Annotated in this window: 19 protein-coding genes; 10 read left to right on the top strand and 9 right to left on the bottom strand. The window is 73.5% G+C overall.

The annotated features are described in order from the left end of the window. Nucleotides 1–5 precede the first annotated feature (5 nt). Nucleotides 6–611, top strand: a complete 606-nt coding sequence (locus IEZ31_RS33200) for a hypothetical protein (protein ID WP_190254000.1) — start codon at nucleotides 6–8, stop codon at nucleotides 609–611. 146 nt (nucleotides 612–757) lie between these two features. Next, nucleotides 758–1753 carry an aldo/keto reductase gene (locus IEZ31_RS33195; protein WP_190253999.1) on the top strand — a complete coding sequence of 332 codons (996 nt, stop codon included), beginning with the start codon at nucleotides 758–760 and terminating at the stop codon, nucleotides 1751–1753. 32 nt (nucleotides 1754–1785) lie between these two features. Here the strand turns inward: IEZ31_RS33195 and IEZ31_RS33190 are convergent, their stop codons facing one another. The 4 genes from IEZ31_RS33190 to IEZ31_RS33175 form a co-directional block, all read right to left on the bottom strand. Next, on the bottom strand, nucleotides 1786–3960 hold the full coding sequence (locus tag IEZ31_RS33190) for a methyl-accepting chemotaxis protein (RefSeq protein ID WP_308429456.1): 2175 nt from the start codon (nucleotides 3958–3960) through the stop codon (nucleotides 1786–1788). Between the two features lie 351 nt (nucleotides 3961–4311). Continuing rightward, a complete protein-coding gene (locus IEZ31_RS33185; protein ID WP_190253998.1) occupies nucleotides 4312–6825 on the bottom strand; it encodes a HEAT repeat domain-containing protein in 2514 nt (837 codons plus the stop codon). 37 nt (nucleotides 6826–6862) lie between these two features. Beyond that, on the bottom strand, nucleotides 6863–7822 hold the full coding sequence (locus IEZ31_RS33180) for an intradiol ring-cleavage dioxygenase (RefSeq protein ID WP_190253997.1): 960 nt from the start codon (nucleotides 7820–7822) through the stop codon (nucleotides 6863–6865). A 138-nt stretch (nucleotides 7823–7960) separates the two neighbouring features. Continuing rightward, nucleotides 7961–8977, bottom strand: coding sequence for a LacI family DNA-binding transcriptional regulator (locus tag IEZ31_RS33175; protein WP_229836055.1), 1017 nt, complete (start codon nucleotides 8975–8977; stop codon nucleotides 7961–7963). 314 nt (nucleotides 8978–9291) lie between these two features. On the opposite strand from IEZ31_RS33175, the gene xynA reads away from it, so the two are divergent. The 7 genes from xynA to IEZ31_RS33140 all read left to right on the top strand — a co-directional run bounded on the left by xynA (nucleotide 9292) and on the right by IEZ31_RS33140 (nucleotide 15668). Then, the gene (xynA, locus tag IEZ31_RS33170; protein ID WP_190253995.1) at nucleotides 9292–10287 is read left to right on the top strand and encodes an endo-1,4-beta-xylanase XynA; all 996 of its coding nucleotides are present in this window, start codon (nucleotides 9292–9294) and stop codon (nucleotides 10285–10287) included. Between the two features lie 4 nt (nucleotides 10288–10291). After that, nucleotides 10292–11293, top strand: a complete 1002-nt coding sequence (locus tag IEZ31_RS33165) for a polysaccharide deacetylase family protein (RefSeq protein ID WP_190253994.1) — start codon at nucleotides 10292–10294, stop codon at nucleotides 11291–11293. 231 nt (nucleotides 11294–11524) lie between these two features. Further along, nucleotides 11525–11929 (top strand): RrF2 family transcriptional regulator, encoded by a 405-nt coding sequence (locus IEZ31_RS33160; protein ID WP_190253993.1) that lies wholly within the window; start codon nucleotides 11525–11527, stop codon nucleotides 11927–11929. Nucleotides 11930–12066: 137 nt separating this feature from the next. Continuing rightward, the gene (locus tag IEZ31_RS33155; protein ID WP_229836054.1) at nucleotides 12067–12993 is read left to right on the top strand and encodes a sulfate ABC transporter substrate-binding protein; all 927 of its coding nucleotides are present in this window, start codon (nucleotides 12067–12069) and stop codon (nucleotides 12991–12993) included. Beyond that, on the top strand, nucleotides 12990–13847 hold the full coding sequence (gene cysT, locus IEZ31_RS33150) for a sulfate ABC transporter permease subunit CysT (protein WP_190253991.1): 858 nt from the start codon (nucleotides 12990–12992) through the stop codon (nucleotides 13845–13847). The genes IEZ31_RS33155 and cysT overlap by 4 nt, the downstream gene beginning before the upstream one ends. Beyond that, complete coding sequence (locus tag IEZ31_RS33145; protein ID WP_190253990.1) at nucleotides 13840–14670, top strand: sulfate ABC transporter permease; 831 nt, start codon at nucleotides 13840–13842, stop codon at nucleotides 14668–14670. The genes cysT and IEZ31_RS33145 overlap by 8 nt, the downstream gene beginning before the upstream one ends. Next, nucleotides 14667–15668, top strand: coding sequence for a sulfate/molybdate ABC transporter ATP-binding protein (locus tag IEZ31_RS33140; RefSeq protein WP_190253989.1), 1002 nt, complete (start codon nucleotides 14667–14669; stop codon nucleotides 15666–15668). Before IEZ31_RS33145 ends, IEZ31_RS33140 begins: the two co-directional genes overlap by 4 nt. 162 nt (nucleotides 15669–15830) lie before the next feature. Here IEZ31_RS33140 and IEZ31_RS33135 read toward each other — a convergent pair whose 3' ends face one another. From IEZ31_RS33135 to IEZ31_RS33125, 3 genes are all read right to left on the bottom strand, one after another. Beyond that, on the bottom strand, nucleotides 15831–17099 hold the full coding sequence (locus IEZ31_RS33135) for an acyltransferase family protein (protein WP_190253988.1): 1269 nt from the start codon (nucleotides 17097–17099) through the stop codon (nucleotides 15831–15833). A 50-nt stretch (nucleotides 17100–17149) separates the two neighbouring features. Continuing rightward, nucleotides 17150–17632, bottom strand: a complete 483-nt coding sequence (locus tag IEZ31_RS33130) for a hypothetical protein (protein ID WP_190253987.1) — start codon at nucleotides 17630–17632, stop codon at nucleotides 17150–17152. Nucleotides 17633–17794: 162 nt separating this feature from the next. Next, nucleotides 17795–19297 (bottom strand): putative bifunctional diguanylate cyclase/phosphodiesterase, encoded by a 1503-nt coding sequence (locus IEZ31_RS33125; RefSeq protein ID WP_190253986.1) that lies wholly within the window; start codon nucleotides 19295–19297, stop codon nucleotides 17795–17797. A gap of 433 nt (nucleotides 19298–19730) precedes the next feature. Here IEZ31_RS33125 and IEZ31_RS33120 point away from each other — a divergent pair, with 433 nt between their 5' ends. Beyond that, nucleotides 19731–20681, top strand: coding sequence for a hypothetical protein (locus IEZ31_RS33120; RefSeq protein ID WP_190253985.1), 951 nt, complete (start codon nucleotides 19731–19733; stop codon nucleotides 20679–20681). A gap of 74 nt (nucleotides 20682–20755) precedes the next feature. Here IEZ31_RS33120 and IEZ31_RS33115 read toward each other — a convergent pair whose 3' ends face one another. Together IEZ31_RS33115 and IEZ31_RS33110 are read right to left on the bottom strand one after the other, a co-directional pair. Further along, complete coding sequence (locus IEZ31_RS33115) at nucleotides 20756–22159, bottom strand: serine hydrolase domain-containing protein (RefSeq protein WP_190253984.1); 1404 nt, start codon at nucleotides 22157–22159, stop codon at nucleotides 20756–20758. Between the two features lie 20 nt (nucleotides 22160–22179). Further along, nucleotides 22180–22656, bottom strand: coding sequence for an ArsR/SmtB family transcription factor (locus tag IEZ31_RS33110; protein WP_190253983.1), 477 nt, complete (start codon nucleotides 22654–22656; stop codon nucleotides 22180–22182). Nucleotides 22657–22675: the final 19 nt, after the last annotated feature.

Below are 22675 nucleotides of genomic sequence, written 5' to 3'. Positions count from 1 at the left end.
CTGTGGTGGGTGGTCGTTCGTACATGGTGGCGACGCGGATGCCGATGACCCGGGCCGCGTTCGACGAGTGGCTGACCACCCCGCTGCCCGGCCTCGACGCCATCGCCAACCCGGCGCAGATGTGGACGGGCTGGCTGCTCGACGGCGAGACGCCCGACTGGGAGGCGGACTACCCCAGCTACCAGGAGGAGCGCCGGTCCACCCCGATGCGCCTGCTCGCCGGCCGCGCGGCCCGCGGCTACACGGTGGCCCGGCACCACGACGGGATGCTGGAGTGCTACCTCTACGAGTACCGCCTCGACGTCCACCAGACCCAGACCGAGCTGCTGATGCTGGCCGGGGCGGGCCGGTTCGCCGACGCCGAGGCGCCCGTCATGCACTGGGGCGGCGAGGTGTACCCCGACCTGCCCATCGGCGGCGACCTCCCCCTCGCGGTGCTGCTGACGGGGCCGTCGGGCGCGCGGTTCGTGTCCTCCTACCCGGTCGACGAGCTGATCGCCTCGCTGCGGCCGGTGGAGGCGGCGTTCCTCGGCGCGACCGACGAGGAGGGCGGCTGGTACCCGGACGGTACGGTCGACCCGGCCCTGGAGACGCCGCCGTCCCTACGCTGAGGACCTGCACGACCACTCGCACGGCGGTCGCGGGGTTGCGCGCCTGCTGCGGCCGCACTCCGACCCGGACACCGTCGAGGCGCACGCCGCCGTGTCACACCGCCGGGCTTGACTTCGAGCGGACCCCAACCGCCAGGCTGGACGGTATGAGAACACGACGACTGGGCCGGGGCGGCCCCGAGGTGTCCGCGATCGGTCTCGGCTGCATGGGGATGAGCTGGGCCTACGGCTCGGCCGACGACGAGGAGTCGGCGCGCACCCTGCACCGGGCACTCGACCTCGGCGTGACGCTCCTCGACACCGCCGACGTCTACGGCGCGGGGCGCAACGAGGAGCTCATCGGCCGGACGCTGGCCGGACGGCGCGACGAGTACGTCCTGGCCACCAAGTTCGGCATGCGCAGCCGCGCCGGCGAGGCCCGCTCCGACCGCCCCGGCACCTACGTGGACACCTCGCCCGCGTGGGTGCGCGAGGCGGCGGACGCGTCGCTGCGCCGCCTCGGCACGGACACGATCGACCTGTACTACGCCCACCGCCGCAACCCCGACGTGCCGATCGAGGACACCGTCGGCGCGATGGCCGAGCTGGTGACGGCCGGCAAGGTACGCCACCTCGGCCTGTCGGAGGTGAGCGCGACGACCCTGCGCGCCGCGCACGCGGTCCACCCGATCGCCGCTCTCCAGGTGGAGTACTCCCTCTTCAGCCGCGAGCCGGAGGCGTCGCTGCTGGACACCTGCCGGGAGCTGGGCGTGGCCCTGGTCGCCTACTCCCCGGTCGGCCGCGGCCTCCTCACCGGCACGGTGGGCACCTTCGCGGCGGACGACTTCCGCCCGGTGGCGCTGCCGCGCTTCAACGGCGACAACCTGGCCGCGAACCTGCGCCTGGCCGACGCGGTCAAGGCGGTGGCCGCGGAGATCGGCGCCACCCCGGCCCAGGCCGCGCTGGCCTGGCTGCTGGCCCAGGACGACCTGGTGGTGCCGATCCCGGGCACGAAGCGCGTGCGCTACCTGGAGGAGAACGCGGCCGCCGCCGACCTGACGCTGACCCCGGCCCAACTGGACGCGTTGCGGGCGGCGGTCCCGCAGGAGGCGGTGGCGGGCACGCGCTACGCGGAACACGGCATGCGCCTCCTCGACCAGTAGCTCGACGGACGGGCGTGCGCCCGCGCTCCCGCTCAGTATCTGAAGTTGGCCACCAGCGTGTTCAGGTCGCTGGACATGCGGGCGAGCTCGTTGGTGGCCTGCTGGGTTTCCGTCACGCCCTGGCTGGTCCGCTCGGCGCCCTGGGCCACCAAGGTGATGTTCTGGGCGATCTCGTTCGTGCCGACCGCGGCCTCGGTGACGCTGCGGCTCATCTCCGCCGTCGTCGCGGTCTGCTGCTCGACGGCGCTCGCGATCGTCGTCTGGTAGTCGCTGATGCGCTCGATGACCTGCGAGATCCGCTCGATCGCGGCCACCGCCCCGGCGGTGTCCGCCTGGATCGCGTCGATGCGGCGGGAGATGTCCTCGGTCGCCCGTGCCGTCTCCTGGGCGAGGTCCTTGACCTCGGAGGCGACCACGGCGAACCCCTTGCCGGCGTCACCCGCCCGGGCGGCCTCGATGGTGGCGTTGAGCGCGAGCAGGTTGGTCTGCTCCGCGATCGCGGTTATCACCTTGACCACGTTCCCGATCTCGGCCGACGACTCGCCGAGCTTGTTCATCGTCTCGGACGTCTCGGTGGTGATGCTGACCGCCTCGGCCGCGACCCGGGCCGCCTCGGCCGCGTTCTGCGAGATCTCCCGGATCGACGCGCCCATCTGCTCGCTGCCGGCCGAGACCGTGTCGACGCTGCGCGAGACCTGCTCGGCGGCGGCCGACACGGCCTGCGCCTGGGTCGAGGCCGAGTTCGCCGAGTCGGCGATCTGGATCGCGGTCGCGCTCATCTGCTCCGCGGCGCTGGCCAGCGACGACGCCGAGCCGTCGATCGTGCGGATCGTGCCGCGCAGGTTGCCGACCGCCGTGTCGAGCGCCTGGGCCATCCGTCCCGGCTCGTCGCGCGAGGTGATGCCGCTGGTCGTGGTGAGGTCGCAGGCCGCGAGCGCCTCGCACACCCCGGTGACCTTGCGCAGCGACCGCACGATCCGGCGGGCCACCAGGATGCCCAGCCCGAGCGCCAGCGCCGCCCCGACCACCATCACGATGATCATCGCCTGCCGCCCGTGCTCATACCCGCTCGTGGCCGCCTCGGCGTTGGTCACGCCGTCCGCCGTCTCGGCGGCGTCGAGCTCGACCAGCTGCTGGTCGATCAGCGCCAGGATCGGCCGGGTCCGCTCGTCGCGGATCTTGGCCCAGGCGGCGTAGTCGTTGCGGGTGCCGGCCGGGATCATCTCGTTGACGGCGATGGCCTTGTACTGGTCCCACTCGTCCTGCAGCTTGGCGATCGTGCCGGAGTTGCCGGCCGGGCCGCTCGCGCGGTACGCCCGCATCGCCTCGTCGAACTCCTTGATGTGCGTGTTGAACTGCGCGGTGTAGGTGGTGACATCCTCGGGCGACACCGACACCGCCTGGTTGGCCGCCGCGAGCCGGGTCTGGTACACGGCGGACTTGATGTCCCCGACCGCCTTGATGCTCGCCACGGTGCCGCCGGAGATACGCGCGGCGGCCTCGCTGCTGTCCCGCAGCTTGAGCAGCCCGACGAGGCCCACCACCATGGCCACCACGACCGCGGCGAAGACCGCGAGCACGATCTTCATGTTGACGCTGAGATCCTCGAAGGAGGCCCGTCGCGCCGACGCCGGCGCGCCACCCGATGCCATGTCCACGCCCGTACTATCGCGCCGCTCGGGTGCCCGACGGGGTGAAATCGGCAAAAGGTCGTGGAAACCGGGTATTGGCCTACAATTGCGGTTGATGCGGACAGCGAGCGGCGCCGCGCGCAGCGCCTCCGGACGCTTCGCGCTCGCCGGGGCGCTGGCTGTCCTGGGCGCGTGGCGCCGGGAGCCCGCGAGCGTGAGCTGCCGATCGTCGCCGCCGCCGACTTCGCCGCCGCCGTCGCCGCCCACCGGGTCCCGCCCCGCCGGACCATCGCGCTCGCCGTCGCCGGCCTGGCCGTCCTGGCCTTCTCGACCTGGACCTTCGGCGGCGTCGCCACCGGCACCGGCCCGTTCTTCGTCCTGCTGTTCGCCTGGGTGGGCCTGCACCATCCACCGTGGACGGCGGTGGCGCTGTCGCCGCTGACCGCCGCCGCCTACGTCGCCCCGCTCGTCGCCACCCACCAGCCGCCGGACGTGGTCGGCAGCGCCGTCGTCTTCGTGCCGGTGGCGACGGCGGTGGCCGAGGTGATCGCCCGCCGCGTGCGCCCGCTGCACCACGCGGGCCCAGGTCGAGGCGGCCGACCGCCACCGGCTGACCGCGAGCGCCCTGCGCCAGGCCGCCCGCATCAACCGCCTGGCCGGCGGCCTGCTCGACCTGGGCCGGGTCGAGCAGGGCGCCCTCCGCCTGGACTGCCGGCCCGTGCCGCTGCGCGCCGCGGCGGCGGCGGCCGCCCTCACCCCGGCGGCGGCCGCCACCTTGGTGACGGTCGGCCCGGCGGTCACGGTCGACGCCGACCCCGACCGCCTGGAGCAGATGCTCGTGAACCTATCGGCAACGCCTTCCGCCACGGCGCCCACCGATCGTGGTGAGCGCCGAACCCGCCGCGGGCCGCTGCCCCCCAGGGGTGTCTACCGAGGCCGGCGTAAGGCGCCCCTCGCGACGGCCACGTACTGCTGGTCGCGCCGGATGTCCGCCGACGAGCGCCGGCTCGCCGCCACGAAGGCGGTCAGCCCCGGCACCGCGGCCTCGGCCAGCGTCCCGACCTCGGCCGGCGCCGCGGCCTCGGCCGGCGCCCCGATCTCGGCGAGGTGCCCAGCGGCGACGGCGTGCACCGGATCGAACCACGCCGGGTCCGGCCGGTCGGCGAGCAGCTCCACGAGCACGGTCACGGCGGAGGGTGCGTCCCCGGTGGCCCGCCACAGCGCGTAGGCCGCCTGCGCCCGAACCCAGGCCGACCCGCCTCCCACGGCCAGCGCCCGCAGCAGCGTCTCGTGCGCCGCGGCCGCCGGACCGAGGTCGGCGAGCAGCCGCAGCGCGTCCGCCCGCCCCCGGTCGGTGGGCAGGCGAGGCGCGTCCGCCGGTCCCTGGTCCGTGATCGGGCGAGGCGCATGCGCCCACCCGCCGTCCACGGGCAGGCGTGGCCCATGGGTCGGCCCGCCGTCGGCGGGCAGGCGTGGCCGTTGGGGCCGCACGCCGTCCGTGGAGGCCAGGTCGGCCAGCGTCGCCGCCGTGGCATCGGACCGGTCGCCCGTGATGCGCCATCGTGCCCAGACGAGCACCGCGAGGTCGGCCGGCGTGGCATCGACCGTGAGGTGGTCCAGCAGGGGAACCGCAGCCGCGGCCGGCGGTCCGATCCGCCCGAGGACGGTCACGACGGCTCCCAGGTGCGCGACTGCTGACCGCCGTCCCCCGTCGCCGCCCGGGTCGCTGGATGGGCGTTGGCGCGGGATGCGGGGGATGGGGTCGGCCGCGGTCGGTGGGGCTGCGGAAGGGTCGACCCTGCGGGCGTCGACCGCGAGCGCTGGGCCACTGCCGTTCGCGGACCCGGGCGAGGACCGCGCGGGCAGGGCGACGAGCGCGAGCCGCTTCCCGGTGGGCGTGACCGTCGCCGGCGAACGGTGTGCGGCCTGGCCGGGCGGGGACAGCAGGGCGAGCAGCGTGCCCACGGCCTCGGCGGCGACGGCGGGCCACTCGGCCAGGGCCGCCAGGAGGTCGCGGCGGACATGTTGCCAGCCCGCGCGGTCGGGAGTGGACAGGCGGTGCAGGACGGCCGGGAGGAGGTCCGCCGCGAACGGGTGGAGGCGGTCGAGCAGGGCCTCCGGGGGCGCGATGTAGGTGCCCCGACGATACGGCTCGGGCCACGGCCAGTCCTCGCGGCGCAGCAGGGCCGCGAGCGGAGCGACCGCGCGGGGGTCGCCGCGGTGGGCCAGGGTGACGGCGGCCCAGGCGCGCACCTCGGAGTCGGCGTGGGTCAGGGAGGCGGCGACGCGGTCGGCGACCGGGGCCGGGACCTCGCCGGCCGAGGCGAGGTGGCGGGCGGCCGTGCGGGCGACCTCGCGGTCGGGGTGCTCCAGGTGGCGGCTCAGCAGGTCGGCGGCGGCAGACTCGTGCGTGCGCCAGGTGCGGGCCACCTCGTGCGCCGCGTGCAGGGCCGACGCCGCCACCGCCGGGTCGGGCGACGCCGCCAGGCGCTCCGCCAGGCGCAGCCGGGTGTCGGGGGCGTCGCCGAGGAACGCCACCAGCCACGCCGCGAGGCCGCCGCGGCGCGTGATGTCGTCCGGCCACGGGACGCGGCTGAGCCACTGCTCGGCCTCCGGCGGGACCGCGGCCAGAACGTCGAGCAGCGCGGACGGTGCCGGGGACGGCGACGCGCACAGCCAGGCCAGGGCCCCGGCCAGCCGCACGTCTGGCGGGCGGGACGCGTCGGACCAGAGCCGCTCGGCACGGGCCGCGGTGTCGGGCTCGTCGTGCTCGACACCGAGCTGGGTCAGGGCCAGGATCAGGCTGATCCGCACCGGTGGCTCGGTCTCTGCGGCCAGCCGGGTGCGCAGCGCGGGCCGCACCTGCGCGGCCGGGGAGCAGGCGGCGGCCAGCGCATAGGCGGCCGTGGCGCGCACCTCCGGGTCGCGGTCCGCGAGCAGCGCCACGAGCGTGCCCGCGTCGGCGGACACCGCCTCGCGGGCCGCCTGCAACGTCCACGCCCGCGGACAATCAGCGCCGTCAGCGCCGCCGGTGGGCGGCCCCGCGGCGCGGAGCAGGTCGGTCCGCCGGTCGCCGCCGTCGTGCTTGCGGCGACCGGCCTCGGCCGCGAGGAGCAGCACCCGGTCGCGCCCGTGCGTCGTGGGATCGGCCGCGGCCGCGACGAGGAACGGCACCGCGAGCGCCGCCGCCGGCTCGCTCAGGCCCTGGTGCCGCACCTTGTTCCACAGCTCGTCGAGGTGCCGCGCCGCCCGCCACGGGTCGGGATGCGCGAGCCCGCGCAGCAAAGCGGGCACGTCGTCCGCCGGACCGTAGGCATGGTGGAACCGCCGCCACGGCACATCGTCAAGCGTGAGCCGCTCGTCCGCCCGCAACGCCGCGAGCACCCGCCGGACGTCGCCGTCCTCCACCACCGCCTGCAACCGCACGCTCGACTCGACCATGCCACAGATCTTGCCTGGAGGGTACGACAAAAATCGGTCAGGCGCCGCTGGGCGGCATCCCACCAGGCCCGCCACCAGGGCCACCTCCGGGCCCACCACTCGGTGGCGCACCACCCGGGCCGCCACCGCCGCCCGGCGCCCCACCGCCCGTGGGTGTCGTCCGGGTGTCGACCCGCGCCGTCAGCGCCACCGTGTACCCGCTGGACACCGACCCGGTCACCGCCCCGAGCTGCAACGCGCCGCCGTCTTCGCCGAACACGTTGTCGCTCTGCAGCGAGACCTGCGCCAGGTTGCGCACGGACTGCGCGTACCCCGACTGCCCGTACACCGTGTCGCACACGTCCTTCGGCAGCGCCACCTGCGAAGTGGCGATCGCGTTCGTGGAGTCGGTGATCGCGGACTGCTCGCGGTACACCTCGAAATGCACATGCGGCCACCGACCGGAGTAGCAGGCCGGGAAGATGCTGGTGAACCGCACCTTGCCCGCGTCGTCGGCGATCTGGACGCCGCGCAGGTAGTTCTGGTCGGTGACGCCGTCCGAGTAGAGCGAGTAGCGGCCCTCCCGGTCGCAGTGCCACACGTAGACCGCCGTGCCCGCGAACGGCTTCCCACCGTTGGCCAGGTCGATGATGGTCAGTTCCAGCGTCATCGGCACGCCCTCGGCCGTCCCCGTGGCCCCGCCGAAGCTGGAGCGGATGTCGGCGCGGACGATCCCGCTGTCGTCCAGGACGTCGGGGCCGTTGGAGCCGTCGCCCGGATACGGTCCGGCCGTCTCGTCGGGGATCTCTCCCTCAGCGGTACCGCTGGAAGCAGCGGACACCGACGGCGTCGACGGCGTCGACGCCGAGCACGCCGACAGCCCCACGGCCGCCGCGCCCAGCCCGAACGCCGCCAGCAACCGCCGCCGGTCCAGCACCGTCCCGAGGTCGAACCCCAGGCCCTGGTCCACCAGTTCCTCGTCCGGCCGGGCGAGCGGCCGTCCCTCATACCGTTGCATCGAAACCTCCCTCACGCCCCCAAGGCTCGGCCGGGGCGCTGTGCGCCCGCTCCAGCGAAGCTGCGAGCAGCCTGTGAGGAGGCGCGTCAGGGGGCGCAGGGCCCGTGCGGCGGTCCGGCGGGGCATCGCGGCCGAAGGTCAGGAAACGGGCGCCGTGCTGTGGCGGACGACCAGCTCGGTGGCGAGCTCGACCTTCGGGGTCTCGATCTCCTCGCCGGCCGCCATCCGCAGGACGGTGCGGGCGGCCAGCAGGCCCATCTCGGTGAGGGGCTGGCGGACGGTGGTCAGCGGCGGGGACGCCCAGCGGCTCTCCGGCAGGTCGTCGAAGCCCACCACCGAGATGTCGTCGGGGACCCGCAGGCCGCGGCGGCGGACGGCCTCGTAGGCGCCGAAGGCCATCTGGTCGCTGGCCGCGAAGATGGCGGTCGGCGGGTCGGCGAGGTCCAGCAGGGCCTCGCCGCCGGCGCAGCCCGACTCGTGGTGGAAGTCGCCGGGCCGGACCAGGGCCGGGTCGGCTTGCCGGCCGGCGGCGGCGAGCGCTGCGCCGTAGCCGTCCAGGCGGGCGCGGCTGCACAGCAGCCGGGTCGGGCCGGCGATGAAGCCGATCCGGCGGTGGCCCAGGGACAGCAGGTGCTCCGTCGCGGTCAGGCCGCCGGCCCAGTTCGTCGCGCCGATCGTCGGCACGTCGATGGCCGGCACGCCGGCCGGGTCGATCACGGCCAGCGGGATGGCCAGGCGGCGGAGCTCGGCGTGCAGCGGCGGGGTCACGTCCGACGTCACGAAGATGACGCCGTCGGTGGCGCGGGCGCGGAGGTTCTGCAGCCACTGGCGGGCCGACGCCGGCTGGCCGTGGATCGCCGAGACGACCGTGCCCATGCCGGTCGAGTGGGCGACCTCCTCGACGCCGCGGATGATCTCGACCGCCCACGGGCTGTCGAGGTCGTCGAAGACCAGGTCGATGAGGCCCGCCGACGGGCGCTTGCGGCTGGCCCGGCGGCGGTAGCCGTGCTCGCGCAGCAGCTCCTCGACCCGCTCGCGGGTCCGCGGCGAGACGTCGGAGCGCCCGTTGAGCACCCGCGAAACGGTCGGCACGGACACGCCGGCCTGCCGCGCGATCGCGGTGATGGTGACCCGGCCCGGGTCGTCGACTGTCACGAGCATCCCTTCCGCGACCGCGTGGTCTTCTCCGCATCATGCCGCAGACGGGGCGGCGGTGAAAGTTCCGGAACGGCGCGGAAACCGGTACCTGCAGGTCACCGGCCCGGAAGTGTCGCATCGACGAGATCAATTCCCGGAACTTTTCCGAAAATTGTTGACACCGTAGTACCGCTCGATCAGTGTCGATGTCGGGTCGCCGCTACGACCCGACCGCACACCCCCGTCGCCTGAGCCCGCCGGCGTCCGACACCCCGCCGGCTCGGCTCACGCTGCCGGCTGCACGCCGGCCGTCAGGAGGAGGAACCACGCCCATGAACGACGCCCCCGCCCGCCCGCGGCGCCGCCGCGCCGGGCTGCTCTTCGGCGGGCTCGCCGCCGTGGTGGTGGCGCTGGTCGCGACGCTGCCCGGCGTCGCCAGCGCGGCCGTCACGACCAACCAGACCGGCACCAACAACGGCTACTTCTACTCGTTCTGGACCGACAGCCAGGGCACCGTCTCGATGGACCTCGGTGCCGGCGGCAACTACAGCACCAGGTGGAGCAACACCGGCAACTTCGTCGCCGGCAAGGGCTGGAGCACCGGCGGGCGCCGCAGCGTCAGCTACTCCGGCAGCTTCAACCCGTCCGGCAACGCCTACCTCGCGCTGTACGGCTGGACCCGCAATCCGCTGGTGGAGTACTACATCGTCGACAACTGGGGCACCTACCGCCCGACGGGCACCTTCAAGGGCACCGTGACCAGCGACGGCGGCACGTACGACATCTACCAGACCACGCGGTACAACGCCCCCTCCATCGAGGGCAACAAGACGTTCAACCAGTACTGGAGCGTGCGGCAGTCGAAGAAGACCGGCGGCACCATCACCACCGGCAACCACTTCGACGCGTGGTCGCGCGCGGGCATGAGCCTGGGCAGCCACGACTACCAGATCCTGGCGACCGAGGGCTACCAGAGCAGCGGCAGCTCGAACATCACCATCGGCGGCAGCGGCGGCGGGTCGACCGGTGGCCCGACGGGTGGCCCGACCGGCAACCCCGGCGGCGGGTGCACGGCGTCGCTGTCGGCCGGGCAGTCGTGGAGCGACCGCTACAACCTCAACGTCTCGGTCTCCGGCTCCAGCAACTGGACGGTGACGATGAACGTGCCGTCGCCGGCGAAGATCATCGCCACCTGGAACATCACCGCCAGCTACCCCAACGCGCAGACGCTGGTGGCCAAGCCGAACGGCAGTGGCAACAACTGGGGCGTGACGATCCAGCACAACGGCAACTACACCTGGCCCTCCGTCTCCTGCAGTGCGGGCTGAGCCGATGCGTACACCGAGACGCCTGCTGGCCACCGCCCTCGCCATCGCCGGGATGGCGCTGTCGACCGCCGTCGCCCTGACCGTCGCGGCCACGCCGTCGCAGGCGGCCACCTGCAACGGGTACGTCGGGCTCACCTTCGACGACGGGCCGTCCGCCAGCAACACCCAGCGCCTGCTCACCGCGCTGCGGCAGAACGGGCTGCGGGCGACGATGTTCAACCAGGGCCAGTACGCCGCGGCGAATCCGTCGCTGGTGCGGGCCCAGGTCGACGCGGGCATGTGGGTCGCCAACCACAGCTACACCCACCCGCACATGACCCAGCTGAGCCAGGCCCAGATGGACTCCGAGGTCTCCCGGACCCAGCAGGCCATCGCGGCCGGGGGCGGCGGGACGCCGAAGCTGTTCCGCCCGCCGTACGGCGAGACCAACTCGACCCTGCAGTCGGTCCTGTCGCGGTACGGGCTGACCCAGATCATCTGGGACGTCGACTCGCAGGACTGGAACAACGCCAGCGTCGACGCGATCGTGCAGGCCAACGCCCGGCTCACCAACGGCCAGATCATCCTGATGCACGACTGGCCGGCCAACACGGTGGCCGCGATCCCGCGCATCGCGCAGGGGCTGGCCAGCCGCAACCTGTGCGCGGGCATGATCTCGCCGCAGACGGGGCGGGCGGTCGCGCCGACCGGAGGCGGCGGCCCGACGAGCGGTCCCACCACGCCCGGCCCGGGCGGCGGCGGAAGCTGCACGGCCACGCTGTCGGCGGGGTCGTCGTGGAGTGACCGGTACAACCTGAACGTCTCGGTGTCGGGGTCGAGCAACTGGATGGTGACGATGAACGTGCCGTCGCCGGCGAAGGTCATCGCCACCTGGAACATCACGGCCAGCTACCCCAACGGGCAGACGCTGGTCGCCAGACCCAACGGCAGCGGCAACAACTGGGGCGTGACGATCCAGCACAACGGCAACTGGACCTGGCCGACCGTCTCCTGCAGCGGCGGCTGACCCGGACAGATCGGCAGGAATGGCGCGGTGACCGATGGTCGCCGCGCCATTCCTGTGCGTCAAATCACTCAATACCGGTAGGAGTACCCGGCGAACTTGACTGCGGGCGCTCGGCAAGTATTCTTTTCCTACCAACTAGATGGACTAGATGGATTAAGTCGACTTACCCGGGAGGTGACCGTGGTTGGCGGTTGTCGCTGGACACGGTCGAGCTGATCGGGGCACGACGCTGTGCACGTCTCGGTCCGCGCCGACTACGCCATGCGGGCGATGCTCGTCATCGCCGCGGCGGCGCCGGGCCGGATCACCGCACCACAGCTCGCCGAGAAGGAACAGATGTCGATCGGCTCCCTGCAGGCGATCCTGCTCGACCTGCGCCGCGCGGGCCTGGTGCACAGCCACCGGAGCGCGGAGCGCGGGTACGGGCTGGCCCGCCCGGCCGCGGCCATCACCGTGGGCGACGTCCTGCGCGCGATGGACGGCGCGCTGACCACGGTGCGCGGGCTGCCGACCGACCAGACCAGCTACGCCGGCGTCACCCGTGGGCTGAGCCGCATCTGGCTCTCCGTGGACACCGCCGTGAACGACATCGTCGACCGCGTCACCCTTGCCGACCTGCTCGAAGCCCCCCGATAGTGCACCGCCTACCCCAGAAGGACGGGTTCCCCATGAAGCACCGGATCAGAGCGACCGCAGCGCTCGCCATCGCCGCCGGCTTACTGCTGTCGGCGTGCGCGGGGACGTCCGCTTCGTCCGATTCCACCGGTAGCGACGTGACGCTCAACATCGTCGGCTACGCGGTGCCGGAAGCGGCCAACAAGGCGATCGCCGCCGAGTGGAACAAGACCCCGGCGGGCAAGGGCGTCAAGTTCCAGACCTCGTACGGCGCCTCCGGCGACCAGAGCCGCGCGGTGGTGGCCGGCCTCAAGGCCGACTACGTGCACTTCTCCGTCTCCAGCGACGTGACCCGCCTGGTCGACGCCGGCCTCGTCGAGAAGGACTGGAACGCCGGCCCCAACAAGGGCATCGTCTCCTCGTCGGTGGTCGTGCTCGCGGTACGCAAGGGGAATCCGAAGAACATCAAGGGCTGGGACGACCTGATCAAGCCCGGCATCGGCATCGTCACCCCGAACCCGGCGTCGTCGGGTGCGGCGCGCTGGAACGCGCTCGCCGCGTGGGGCCACATCGCCAGCAACGGCGGCACCGACGCGCAGGCGACCGAGTACCTGACCAAGCTGTTCGCCAACGTCGTGTCGCTGCCGAACAGCGGCCGGGACGCCACGACCGCTTTCCTCGGCGGTACCGGTGACGTCCTCCTCGCCTACGAGAACGAGGCCATCCTGGCCCGCCAGAGCGGTGAGCAGCTCGACTGGGTCCTGCCGGACACCACGATCCTCATCGAGAACCCGGGCGCGGTGCTGAAGAACGCCAACCCGAAGGCGAAGGAGTGGCTCGACTTCGTCCTGAGCAAGGACGGCCAGCGCCAGTTCGCCCTGAAGGGCTTCCGCCCGATCATCGACGGCGTCGACACCAAGGGCGTCGAGGGCGCCGTCGACCCCAACGACCCCTTCCCGACGCCGAAGAAGCTGCTGACCGTGGAGAAGGACTTCACCAGCTGGTCGGCGCTGTCCAAGAAGTTCTTCGACGAGAAGGAAGGCATCGTCGTCAAGATCATCGCCGCGTCGGGCAAAGCCAAGTGACGTCAGCGACCGTCTCCACGGGCCGGTCGGCGGGCAACCGCCGGCCGGCCCGGTCGGCGCGTTCGGGCCAGCCGCTCACCCGCGTCTCCGGCCTCGGGCTCGGGGTCGCGATGCTGTGGTTCAGCCTGCTGGTGCTGATCCCGCTCGCGGCGGTGGTCGCCACCGCGTCCGCGGACGGCTTCGGCGCGTTCTGGGACGCGATCAGCAACGAGCAGACGTTCGCCTCGATCCGGCTCACCGTGGGCACCGCCTTCCTGGTCACGGTGGTCAACGTCGTGATGGGCACGCTCATCGCCTGGGTGCTGGTCCGCGACAACTTCTTCGGCAAGCGGGTGCTCGAGATCCTCATCGACATCCCGTTCGCGCTGCCGACGATCGTCGCCGGCCTGGTGCTGCTGTCGCTCTACGGGCCGACCAGCCCGCTGGGCGTCAACATCGCCAACACCCGGGTCGCGGTCTTCCTGGCCTTCCTCTTCGTGACGCTGCCGTTCGTGGTCCGCACGGTGCAGCCCGTGCTCGCCGAGCTCGACCGCGAGGCCGAGGAGGCCGCCGCCTCGCTCGGCGCGAGCCGCTTCACGATCTTCTGGAAGATCATCCTGCCCAGCCTGACCCCGGCGATCACCGCCGGGGCCGCGCTGTCGTTCGCGCGCGGCGTCAGCGAGTACGGCTCGCTGGTGCTGCTGTCCGGCAACCTGCCGATGCGCACCGAGGTCACGTCCGTGCGGATCCTCAGCAGCATCGAGAACGACCACCTGGAGAGCGCGGCCGCGGTGGCGACGGTCCTGCTGATCATCTCCTTCGCCGTCATCGTGGTGCTCGACCTGATCCAGCGAAGGGCGGTGCGCCGTGGCTGAGACCAAAGCCTGGACCCGACGCAAGGGGCCGACGACCTACGTGCTGCGGCTGGTCGTGGTCGCGTACCTCTTCTTCCTGGTGGCCTGGCCGGTGTACCTCGTGGGCCAGAACGCCTTCAAGGACGGCTTCGACAACCTCCAGGGCATCCTCACCGACCCGGACATCGTGCACGCCCTGCACCTGTCGGTCGAGATCGCGATCCTCTCGGTCATCATCAACACGCTGTTCGGGGTGGGCATCTCGATCCTGCTCGTGCGATACCGCTTCCCGGGCAAACGCCTCCTGAACGCGCTCCTCGACGTGCCGCTGTCGGTGTCGCCGATCGTCGTCGGCCTGGCCCTCGTCCTCGTCTACGGCGGCCGCACCGGCTGGTTCGGCCCCACGCTGGAGAGCGCCGGCCTGCAGATCATCTTCGCCGAGCCGGGCATGGTGATGGCCACCGTGTTCGTCGCCCTGCCGCTGGTGATCCGCGAGGTCGTGCCGGTGCTCGAGGAGATCGGCGACGAGCAGGAGCAGGCCGCCCGCAGCCTCGGCGCCAACGCCCTGCAGACGTTCCGCCGCATCACCCTGCCCGCGATCAAGTGGGGCATCACCTACGGCGTCGTGCTGAGCCTGGCCCGCTCGCTCGGCGAGTTCGGCGCCGTCAAGGTCGTGTCCGGCAACGTGCTCGGGGCCACCCGCACCGCCACGCTGGTGGTCGAGGAGAAGTACCTCAACTTCGACAAGGGCGGCGCCTACGCCACCGCCTTCCTCCTCGCCCTGGTCGCCGTCGCCGCCATCATCGTCGTGTCCGTCCTCCGCCCGAAAGAAGAAGACCGGTGAGCATCGAGATCGCAGGCGTGAGCAAGCGCTTCGGGGACTTCGTCGCGCTCGACAACGTGTCGGTCAGCATCCCCTCGGGCCGGCTCACCGCGCTGCTCGGCCCGTCCGGCGGCGGCAAGTCGACCCTGCTGCGCATCATCGCGGGCCTGGAGCGCGCCGACAGCGGCCGGGTCGAGATCGAGGGCGTCGACGCCACCGACCTGCCGCCGCAGAAGCGCAACGTCGGCTTCGTGTTCCAGCACTACGCCGCGTTCAAGCACATGTCGGTGCGCCGCAACGTCGGCTTCGGCCTGCAGATCCGCAAGCGGCCCAAGGACGAGATCCGCGCGCGGGTCGACGAGCTGCTCAAGCTGGTGCACCTGGAGCAGTTCGGCGAGCGGCTGCCGGCCCAGCTCTCCGGCGGCCAGCGCCAGCGCATGGCCCTGGCCCGCGCGCTCGCCGTGAAGCCGACGGTCCTGCTGCTCGACGAGCCGTTCGGCGCCCTCGACGCGAAGGTGCGCAAGGAGCTGCGCGACTGGCTGCGCCGGCTGCACGACGAGGTGCACGTGACCACGGTCTTCGTCACGCACGACCAGGAGGAGGCCCTGGAGGTCGCCGACGAGATCGTGGTGATCAACGACGGCCGCATCGAGCAGGTCGGCTCGCCCGACGACCTGTACGACCGCCCGGCCAACGACTTCGTCATGAAGTTCCTCGGCCCGGTCACCCAGCTCGGCGACCAGCTGGTCCGCCCGCACGACCTGCAGCTCGGCCTGACGCCGGGCGGCCCGGACGACGTCACCGGCACGGTCAGCCGGGTGACCCGGATCGGCTTCGAGATCCGCATCGACGTCACCACGGCGGGCGGCCAGGAGGTCATCGTGACCCTGACCCGCAACGAGTTCCTCGGGCTCGGCCTGGAGGCGGGCACGACCGTGCACCTGCGGATCGCGCCGGGCAGCCCGACGACGCCTGCCCGCGCCGCCGCGCCCGAGCCGGACCTGGCCGCGACGGCGTAGCCGGGCGGCCCCTCCCGTGGTTGCCGCCGGCAGGGCGGTGCGGAGCGCGGCGCGGCCGATGTCGGCCTGCGCCCATGATCGTGGGGAGCTTCTGGCTGTCCGGGCAGCCAGAAGCTTCCCTTGATCATGAGGTCCCGTCGAGGCTCCTGATCGCCGGCGCGGTCATGCTTCTGCGTCGGCGCTGTCGTTGGCCCTGGACGCCGGGCGGGAGGCCCGGGCCGGCCGCCGCCGGGGAGCAGCCGGCAGCCGCAGGTCCTTGAGGGTCAGTGCCCGGCGCTCCACCAGGTGCCACGACATCGCCGCCAACGCCACCGTCAGGGCCAGGCTGATGCCGGTGTAGGCCGCGTAGCCCCAGGCGTTGACGCCAAGCGTGGCGAGGACCTGCTGGACGACGAACCCGTAGATGTAGATGCCGTAGGAGTAGTCGTCGGTCGCGCCGATGCGGCGCAGCCGCCGCGGCATCCGCACCGCGGCCCAGACCAGCAGGTAGGCCAGCGCGGGGAAGCCGGTGATGAAGAACCCGCCGAACAGCAGGCTCACGGCCAGCGCCACACCGCAGGCGGCGGCCAGCTGGTCGCTGATCGGGACGCGCTCGCGGTACAACTCGATCGTGGCGCCAATCAGGAACAGCGCGCCCAGATGGATGAGCCACTGCACCGAGACGGTGCCGAGCAGCGGCAGCACGACCGCGCCGTAGTACTCCGACGGCGGCCCGGTCGGGATCCACCCGCGCAGCTGGTCGGCGGCCACGATGCCGAGCAGCACCCCGGCCGCCGCCGGCACCAGCCACCGGGCCCGGCGCAGCACCGCGGTCACGGCCAGCCCGGCGACGGCGGCGTAGCAGGTGGTCTCGTAGATGAGCGACCACAGCGCGCCGTCGAACACGCTGGTGCTGCCGATCTGGCGGCCCCACGGGGTTTCGGCGAGCAGATCGTGGATACCGTACTGGCGGACGCCCGTGAACCAGTTGCCCGTCACGTACTGCACCGGCCCCTTGGGCCCGCCCCAGAAGCCGGCGAGCGTCCCGCGCTCGTAGAGCGCGACGAGCGGCGCGACGGCGAACGCCGTCACCAGCAGGCAGACCCACAGCCCGGGCAGGATCCGCAGGGCCCGGTGCCAGGCGAAGCGGACCAATCCGGTGCGGCGGGCGGACCGGGTGATGAGCAGCCCGGAGATGACGAAGAACCCGTAGACGGCGATCGTGCCGACGTTGGTCTGGCCGCGGAACAGGGTGGTGCCGAGGTCCTCCCAGCCGAAGCCGAGGGATCCGGCGTGGTCGAACACGACGGCGAGGGCGAGCAGCAGGCGCAGCGCGCCGATGCCGTTGTCTCTTCCGTGCCAGGTGTTTTCCAGGGTGTACCGCTGGTGCCGCTCGATGGCGGGCGCTTCGCGGGCATGCGGGATCGCCCGCCCGCCGGCGGTTGTCGACATGTATGTACTCCGATGTGTGTTGGCGTCAGGTCAGCGGGCAGGGCTGCCCGCTATAGACGCCACACCTGCAGCGACGCACGCCCGGGCCGCACGCCGGCCCGCTCCTGCGGCACCGGTTCGGCCGTCGCGTCCAGGGCGACGGCGTGCGCGGTCGTGGAAGGCCCGGCGGCGTTGCCCGCGGCCGAGGGCTGCTGCTGGTGCACCGGCGAGCTCACGGTGTGCATGAGCCGTTGCTTGCGGCCGATGTGCCGGTGCTGGTGGACGCCGGCGGCCCGGGCTTCCGCCGGCACCGCGCGGCCTTCCTCTTCCAGGCCCGCGCTTTCCCGTTGCAGCGCCGCGTCGACCTGGACGATCGCCTCGACGGCGGCCTCCGCCCGTACCTGCGCGAACGCGAGGTGCGCGGCCCGGGCGACGGCGAACGGCGCCCCGATGAGCAGCGCGACGAGCAGCAGCAGGACCAGCCCGCCGCCGAGTCGCGTCTGCCGCGTCGCCCCCCGCACGTAGTCGATGTTGAAGGCTGCACCGCCAGCCATGTGTCGCAAACCCGTCAGCACATGAAGGGTTCATCCCGCGGTAACACAGCGCCCCGGCCGCCCTCACCGCGCCGGCCTCACCCGCCGGCCGGCAGCTCACCCGGGCCGTCGCCCGGCGATCCGGTGCGTCCGCCCGCTGTTGGAGCCGCGGACGGTACCCGCTCAGACCGTGACCGGGTCGGCGACGAGCCGCTCCAGGTCGGCCGCCGGCAGCGGGCGGGAGAACAGGTAGCCCTGCGCGTAGCGGTACCCGAGGGCGTGGAGGCGCTCCGCCTGGTCGGGCGTCTCCACGCCCTCGGCCACCGCGTCGAGACGCAGGCCGCGGGCGATCTGCAGCAGCGCCGTGGTGATGACCGCGGGCGGGCCGTCGGCGCAGATCTCGTCGACGAAGCTCTTGTCGACCTTGAGCACGTCGACCGGGCAGATCCGCAGCAGCCCGAGGGAGGAGTGGCCGGTGCCGAAGTCGTCGAGCGCGATGCGCAGGCCCATCGCGCGCAATGCCCGTACCGACGCGAGCGCCAACTCGTCGTCGAACACGGCCGTCTCGGTCACCTCGACGGACAGCCGCGCCACGTCCACGCCGGTCTCGTCGAGGATCCGCCGCACCGACGCGATGAAGTCGGGCTCGCGCAGCTGGCGCGCGGACACGTTCACCGACACCGTGAGCGGCGCGGGCAGCCGGACGGCCTGCTCACAGGCGGTGCGCAGGATCCATGCGCCGAGCGGGACGATGAGGCCGGTGCGCTCGGCGACCGGGATGAACACCGACGGCGGCACCGCGCCGCGCAGCGGGTGCCGCCAGCGCACCAGCGCCTCGACGGCGACCGTGCGCCCGGCCGGCAGCTCGACGATCGGCTGGTACACCATGTGCAGCTCGCCGGCATCGACCGCGCGGCGCAGGTCGGCCCCGAGGCCCGCGTCCTCGGCGGCGACCTGGTCCAGCTCGGGGGAGAAGCGGGCGGTGCGGTGCTTGCCGCGGTCCTTGGCCGCGTACATCGCCACGTCGGCTCGGCGCAGCAGCTCACGCGCGCCCACCGGCTCGCGCTCGGGTTTTGCGTGCGCGACCGCGTCCGTGAGGCCGATGCTCGCGCGGACCATCAGCTCGACGTCGCCGGCCGCGAGCGGCACCTGCAGCGCCTCGGCGATCGCCGCGACGAGCGCGTCCGCCTCGGCGGCCGGCGCGTCGACGAGCACGGCGAACTCGTCGCCGCCGAGCCGGACCACGGTGCTGCCGGCGACCGTCGTCGCCCGCTGCGCCACGGCCGTCAGCCGCTGCGCCACCGCGCGCAGCAGCTCGTCGCCGACGTTGTGCCCGAGCCGGTCGTTCACCAGCTTGAAGTCGTCGAGGTCGATGAGCGCCAGATGCAGCCGCTCCGGCGGCGTGCCGGCCATCTCGTCCATGCGCTGGCGCAGCAGCCGGCGGTTGCCGAGGCCGGTGAGCGCGTCCTGCTCGGCCTGCGCGGCCAGCTGGTCGCGCGCGTCGCGCAGCTCCTCCACGGTCCGGTCGACGGTCGCCAGCAGCCGGGCGTTGTCGCGGAACGCGTGCGCCTGCCGGGCCACGACGATCGCCATGAGCAGGACCGAGCCGCCGATGAGCACCGGGCCGTCCGGCCCCTGCCCGGCGACGGCCGAGCGTGAGCGCGCTGAGCCGCTGCGACGGCGCATCGGGCCCGCTGAGCGCGTCGAACGCGTTGCTCACCGAGCCGGCGGCCAGCAGCGCCGACGAGACGGCCACGCACCGCCAGAAGTTGCGCGCCTCGGGGCTGATCCGGTCGGCGCCGGCGGCCCGCCAGCACTGCCAGGCGCTGACCAGGCCGAGCACGGGCAGCGGGACCCAGCCGGCGAGCGGCGCCTCCCACCAGCGCAGGAAGGCACCCGCCAGCCAACCGGCCAGCACCAGTACCGCACCCGCGCCCACCAGCAGGGACACGGTGAGCCGGAAGGGCCGTACCGTCAGCTCGCCACCCACGTTTCCCTCGCCAGCTCGTCGCAGCATCCGCCGGGTCATCGGCAGGCGCCCGGGTGACCTGAGGCGGTAGCTCGTCCCGATGCGGCCCGGGTTCGCCGCGGCGGGCCCCCGATCGAGTACCCTGCTCGGGTGCCGTTCGCGCTGCCGCCGTGTGAGCCCGGAGGCCTCGACCGGGCGGCGGTCGCGGCGTCGATCGCGGCCTGGGTGACCTCGCCCGAGCTGTCCGCGCTGGCCGCGCACTTCGACGGCGAGCTGCCGGCCGGCTCGCCCGCCGGGGTGCTGGAGTGGGCGGCGGACTTCTCCACCGTCTGGGACTTCCGCGGCGGCGTCAGGGAGCGCTTCGACACCGCCCGCGTCGACTTCGGCCCCGAGCTCGACGGCCGGCTGCGGGCCCTCGTCCACGAGCTCGGCCTCGGCGGGCGCGACCGCCCTTCGCTCGACGCCTACGACCACGTCGTCGTGCTCGGCGGCGGCATCCGGATCACGCTCGGCCGGGTCGACTACACCGCCCGCCTGCTGGCCGAGGGCCTCCGCACGCGGACCGTCGCCGGGCTGGGCAGCCTCCGCTGGCGCGACGACCGCGAACACCGCGAGGCCGTCCGGCTCGGCCTCGGGCCCGTCGACACCGAGGCCGACATGGTGATGATGGCGCTCCGGCAGTACCTCCAACTGCCCGACCCGACCGCCCAGCGCCAAGGCGACGGGTGGTGGCACCGCACCTGGGCCGGCCAGCCGGTCGGCGACGTGCACGTGCTGGCGGCCGCCTCGACCCGGCCGGGCATGCGCGCGAACACCGCCGACACGCTGATCGGCTGGGCCGAGCACGTGGTGACCCCGACGCCGTCCGAACGCGTGCTGCTGGTCACCAACGACCCATATGTCCGGCATCAGCACTGCGACGCCGTCCGGCTGCTCGGCGCGCGGTACGGCTGCGGCGTCGAGACGGTCGGCATCGACGGGCGGGCCACGGAGGGCTGGCATCGGCCGCTGAGCACGACCGAGCTCCTCCAGGACCTCCGCTCGGCGATCCTGGCCTCCCGGAACCTGTACGCGGCCTGCACCGAGCCGGCCGCTGCCTGACCGCTTCTCGCGGCTTCCTGTTACCCGCGCCGCGCGCCCTACCAGGGCCGGTGCTGACGGCTGCCGCCGGGCGCTCAGACGGGCGCGACCAGCCAGACCGCGAGCAGCGCCGCCGTGACGGAGGCGGCCGTCGCCGTCCAGCGGCGCCAGCCGCCGCGGTGCGGCGCGTCCCGCCAGCGGCGCGCGGCGACGACCAGGCCGCCGGCGGTCAGCGCGACGCCGGCCGCCCACACCCAGCCCGGGACGGTGGTCCAGGTGCCCAGCCGGTATCCGAGCGCGAGCGACGCGACGGCCCACACCGCGGCCGTGGCGAGCTCGGTCCGGCTGCCCTTCGCGGTGCCGATGAGCGTCAAGCCAGCCAGGAAACTGAACGCGACACCGAGTGCGGCGCCGACCAGCGACGGCAGGCTCGGCCCGCGGTCCGGCGGGGTCACTCCGAGCAGCCGGAGGCCGACGTCGTCCACCGCGCGGTCGGTGTTGGCCAGCACGACCACGCCGCGGCCCTGCGCGCGGTCGAGCCCGGCATACGCGCGGAACCCGCCCGCCCCGCCGTTGTGCCACAGCACCTCGCGGCCGCCGTAGCTCGTCGTGAACCAGCCATACCCGATCCGCGTGCCGTCGTCCCCCGCGAACCGTGGCACGGTGGCGTCCACTCCGGGCGCCCGATCCCATTGTACGGCAACCAGAAGCCGCGCGAGATCGTCCACTGTGGACCAGAGTCCGACGCCGGCCGGCGCCCAGCCCGGGCCGGTCCACGGCTCGACCGTCCGGCCGCCGGCGGTGGAGCCGGCGGCGTGGCCCGCCGGGACGTCGTAGGTCGTGGCGTCCATGCCGAGCGGCGCGAGGATGCGCCGGTGGACGAGCTCCGGGTAGGGGACGCCGGTCCTGCCGGCGAGCGCCTGGCCGAGCAGGGCCGCGCCGAAGTTGGAGTACCGTATCGTGCCCCGGCCCTCACCCGGCTGCTGGTCGGCCCGGGTGATCCAGCGGGCGTCCTGGCCGGCGTACGGGTCGCGGCCGTGGAGGTTCGCCGTCACCAGCCGCACCGTCTGCAGCGGGTCCCGGTAGACGAGGCGCGGCAGGCCGCTGCGGTGGCTGGCCAGCTCGGCGAGGGTGATGTCACTCGTCGAGCCCGGCAGCGTGGCACGCAGGGTGTCGTCGGGGCGCACGACGCCGTCTCCGGCGAGGTCGGCGAGGAGCATGCCGGTGAGCACCTTGCCGATCGAGCCGACCTGGAACGGGGTGGCCGCGGTGACGGGCTCGCCGTCGCCGCGGTCGCCGACGCCCGCGGTGCTGACCCGGCCGTGCTCGACGACGGCGACCGCGATGCCCCGGTGGCCCTTCGTGCCGTCCAGGGCGCTGCGGAGCGCGGCCGCGGTGCCGGCGTCGCCGGTGGTCCGCGGGCCGAGCGCGACGCCGGGCGCGACGAACAGCGCGCCGAGCCCGGCGGCGAGCGCGGCGACGGTGATCCAGCTGCGCATCGGTCTCCTCCGTCCGTCGGTCAGTGCCGGGCGGCGGCCAGCACGGTGAGCAGGGGCACGACCCGTTCCGGTGGCACCGCGTAGTGGCCGCGGCCGGCGGCGCGCAGCCAGCCGGCGGCGGTGAGCTGCCGCAGGTGGTGGTACAGCTGGCCGGTCGTGCCGAGCCCCTCGCCGAGGTCCGCGACCGAACGGCGGCCGCCGAGGATCTCCCGCAGCAGCCGCAGGCGGACCGGGTGGGCGAGCGCGGCCAGGGCGGGGGCGAGCTCGGACCAGTCGAGGTCGAGCAGCTCGCCGGTGGGGGTCCCGTGCTGCCACTCGTACCGCTCGCCCGCCGCGTCCTGCGCCGGCGGCAGCGGCACGACGCCGGTGTAGAGGATCGCGCCCGCTGGCGCGAGCTCCCTCAGCCGCTCCAGCGCCCAGAAGGCGCCTTGTGAGGGCGGCGGACCGGTGGCGAGCCTCGCCTCGATCGCCGCGACCCGTTCCTCCAGGCTGGCCATATCTCCAGTATTACGTAAT

The organism is Dactylosporangium sucinum (genome assembly GCF_014647515.1).
Taxonomy (GTDB): domain Bacteria; phylum Actinomycetota; class Actinomycetes; order Mycobacteriales; family Micromonosporaceae; genus Dactylosporangium; species Dactylosporangium sucinum.
This window is presented reverse-complemented; position numbering and strand designations above follow the sequence as displayed.